This window comes from Xanthomonas sp. MUS 060 (assembly GCF_000963215.1).
In the GTDB taxonomy this organism is placed as follows: domain Bacteria; phylum Pseudomonadota; class Gammaproteobacteria; order Xanthomonadales; family Xanthomonadaceae; genus Xanthomonas_A.
Genome location: NZ_JZIM01000062.1, coordinates 1 through 3,413, shown reverse-complemented (window position 1 = coordinate 3,413; position 3,413 = coordinate 1). Strand labels below are relative to the sequence as shown.

3 protein-coding genes and 3 pseudogenes are annotated in these 3,413 nt (G+C 59.6%); all 6 read right to left on the bottom strand.

Features of this window, described 5'->3' with window-relative positions; translation table 11 throughout:
- Positions 1 to 260: 260 nt before the first annotated feature.
- A pseudogene (locus XANALMUS060_RS19250) lies at positions 261 to 612 on the bottom strand (cellulase family glycosylhydrolase); the annotation flags it as partial.
- Between the two features lie 7 nt (positions 613 to 619).
- Positions 620 to 1,388 (bottom strand): annotated as a pseudogene (locus tag XANALMUS060_RS16750) (glycoside hydrolase family 5 protein); the annotation flags it as partial.
- Positions 1,389 to 1,731: 343 nt separating this feature from the next.
- Positions 1,732 to 1,932, bottom strand: a complete 201-nt coding sequence (locus XANALMUS060_RS22870; protein ID WP_304413355.1) for an ATP-binding protein — start codon at positions 1,930 to 1,932, stop codon at positions 1,732 to 1,734.
- Positions 1,933 to 2,134: 202 nt separating this feature from the next.
- Positions 2,135 to 2,407, bottom strand: coding sequence for a hypothetical protein (locus XANALMUS060_RS21025; protein WP_235430595.1), 273 nt, complete (start codon positions 2,405 to 2,407; stop codon positions 2,135 to 2,137).
- A gap of 193 nt (positions 2,408 to 2,600) precedes the next feature.
- Positions 2,601 to 2,846, bottom strand: a pseudogene (locus XANALMUS060_RS22465) (cellulose binding domain-containing protein); the annotation flags it as partial.
- A gap of 150 nt (positions 2,847 to 2,996) precedes the next feature.
- The coding region (locus XANALMUS060_RS20275) for a cellulose binding domain-containing protein (protein ID WP_045739409.1) at positions 2,997 to 3,413 on the bottom strand (417 nt) is incomplete at its 5' end.

The window sequence follows — 3,413 nt, the reverse complement described above, 5'->3', positions numbered from 1 at the left end:
GAACTTTGACTTCTTCATGGCGACGGGCCTCCTTAGGCCTAAGTGTCGCCGAATTTTCTGGTTCTGGCCGGCCCAAATTATAGGGGGGAGGTCAGCTGAAGTACACTTTGACTTCTTCATGGCGACGGGCCTCCTTAGGCCTAAGTGTCGCCGAATTTTCTGGTTCTGGCCGGCCCAAATTATAGGGGGGAGGTCAGCTGAAGTACGGCTGCCCGTACACGTCCGGGCCGTACACGTGCGAACTCAGCACCAGGTGATCGCTGCCCGTACACGTCCGGGCCGTACACGTGCGAACTCAGCACCAGGTGATCTGCCGGGATCTTGAGTGGGGCGGGCGCACTCCTGGGCCTCCAGGTTTTCGCCCCAGAAGTGGGCGTCGTTGCTGGAGCAGCTCGGATTCGAGGAGACACCTTCGACAAAGATCAGCCAGTTCGGCGCGGCGCTCAGCACGACCGCGGAGGCACGTTCTGCCGCGGAGTTCCAGTCGGTGGCGGCGTTGCCGGTGCCCCAGGTCGCTGCGCCGTGCGGTTCGTTCTTCAGGTCAAGACCGATCACGCCCGGCACGCTGGCGTAGCGCTTGGCGACGAATGTCAGATCATTCTCCCACTCACTCCTGGGCCTCCAGGTTTTCGCCCCAGAAGTGGGCGTCGTTGCTGGAGCAGCTCGGATTCGAGGAGACACCTTCGACAAAGATCAGCCAGTTCGGCGCGGCGCTCAGCACGACCGCGGAGGCACGTTCTGCCGCGGAGTTCCAGTCGGTGGCGGCGTTGCCGGTGCCCCAGGTCGCTGCGCCGTGCGGTTCGTTCTTCAGGTCAAGACCGATCACGCCCGGCACGCTGGCGTAGCGCTTGGCGACGAATGTCAGATCATTCTCCCACTGCGTTTCGCTGTAGGAGTCGGTCGGTGTACCACAGTTCGGAGATCGCATTGCAATCGGGCCTGGTGTACCACAGTTCGGAGATCGCATTGCAATCGGGCCTGTGGTGATCGAGCAGCACGTACATGCCGCGGCGGCTGAGTTCGTTGATGATCGTATCCATCACCTGCAGCGAGCTCATTCCTTGCAGGTCTGAGTTTTGGCTGTAGTCGATGCTGCCGGGCGAAGCACTATGCAGTGTATCCGGGCAGAATGGCAGGCGCACGGCATTGAAGCCCAGGTTTTGCATCTGCGTGATCATGTCCTTCCAATTGCGCGCCCACAGACCATGCGTGATGTGTTCCGGGGTTTCGAAACCGAACCAATTCACGCCACGCAACTGCACGGCGTTGCCGCTGTCGTCCACGACCTGGCCGTTTTTGACAGCGTAGCTCCATGCCGAACTGCTGGCCACCATTAATGCCGCCGCCAACAGGCAGCGGGTGATGCGGGGCTTGATTGACCGAGTCATTGTGTTTCTCTCCAATAGAAGGTCCGCCCGAAATGGGCAGGCCTAAAGTTGAGTTGGGGGGCTAAGTGGTAGGTAATTAGCTAGTGCCTGGCAATTACCTAAGAGTGATGATCGAGATTGCCGGAAAAAGAAGTCGTGAATTTCCGTACATTGGTTTACTTGTCCAAGAATTGCATACAACTAACGTGACGGCGGTGCTTTTTTTGAGGTCGCCAGTCTGCAAGTGGTTCGGAAAGTGCGAAATGTGCCGCTATTTTGTCGCTGCTGTTGATTGCAGCGCCGGGCACTGGAAGTGCAGTAGTCTGATTTTTTGCTCACGCGCCTTGCATTTTTGCTTAAATCACTAGCTCTCTGAGGTGATCTGCACGATGAGGCCATGGTGCAAGAGCCGCTCGAGCATCGCGGTGGTGAGCGTGTGATCGTTGGCGAAAGCGCTGTGCCACTGCGTGACCGGCAGGGTGCTGGTGAGCGCCATCGAGCTGCGCGCCTGGCACCTGGTCACGACGTTAAAGAACAGCTTCGCCTCGTCGCACCCTAAGGACAGGTAGTCGATCTATTCGACCACCAGCAGTTACTGCTTGAGCACCGCGCGCTTGAAGTCGTTCCTCAGCCCGTTCTACGCCTTCGCCGCAGTCAGTTGCATGATTAGGTCGGTCGTTGTGATGCGCCCCGCTTTATGTGCTGTCATCATTGCGCGCTGGTACAGCGCCAGGGCGATGTGCGTCTTGTCGACACCACTTAGGCCATCACCACGTTCTCTGCGCGCTTGCTCGCTCAGGTTCATATTCAACGCGAGGTGAAGAAATGCCGTTGAATGCGCCGTTTGCTACGCCGATAAACAGATTGTTCGGCGCCTTGGTCGAGGGTGCCAGCAGGCCGGTCAGGATCAGCGATTGCGACGTGTCATTGTGGTTGAACAGTAAGAACGCCTGCGGCGTGGTACGCCTGAACGCGCGCATGGCCGCTTTGCTGAAAGCGTTTGCTGGTTGATTGACGCGGATGCGTAATGTCGGTTGCAACCGACGCTAGCGAGAAAATGCGTTCAGCCCATGCGGATCAGTACGACTGCGCTTGCTGCACTCTTTATGGTCTGTGTCTGCAAGCTATGGTCGACGCGCTGCGATGGCTAAAAGCACCAACGGCAGCGTCGCGAGACGCTGCCGTTGGCAAGTCACCGTGTGGTGCGCACGGTGACAGTGTTACCGCATGGCATCAGCGCCCGGCACAGAAGCCGAACTCTGCCATGGCGCCGGGCGCCAGGGTCTTGTTCCAATCCATTCCACTGGCGCTGAGCTTGCTGCCGGACTGTGCCCAATTGGCATTCCACAGATTGTTAATCTTACCGCTGATCGTCTGAGTCACTGACCAGTTGCCGGCGGTGCTGCCGGTGTTGGTAACTTGCACACGCTCGCAATAGCCAACTTGCCAATCGCTGTCCACGATGACCTTAGTGCTGAAGATAGGGCCGCTGCTGGCACCGCCACCACCCGTGGAGCCACCACCACCCGTGGAGCCACCACCACCCAAAGCACCAACGGCAGCGTCGCGAGACGCTGCCGTTGGCAAGTCACCGTGTGGTGCGCACGGTGACAGTGTTACCGCATGGCATCAGCGCCCGGCACAGAAGCCGAACTCTGCCATGGCGCCGGGCGCCAGGGTCTTGTTCCAATCCATTCCACTGGCGCTGAGCTTGCTGCCGGACTGTGCCCAATTGGCATTCCACAGATTGTTAATCTTACCGCTGATCGTCTGAGTCACTGACCAGTTGCCGGCGGTGCTGCCGGTGTTGGTAACTTGCACACGCTCGCAATAGCCAACTTGCCAATCGCTGTCCACGATGACCTTAGTGCTGAAGATAGGGCCGCTGCTGGCACCGCCACCACCCGTGGAGCCACCACCACCCGTGGAGCCACCACCACCCGTGGAGCCACCACCACCCGTGGAGCCGCCACCACCCGTGGAGCCACCGCCACCCGTGGAGCCACCGCCACCCGTGGAGCCACCGCCACCCGTGGAGCCGCCGCC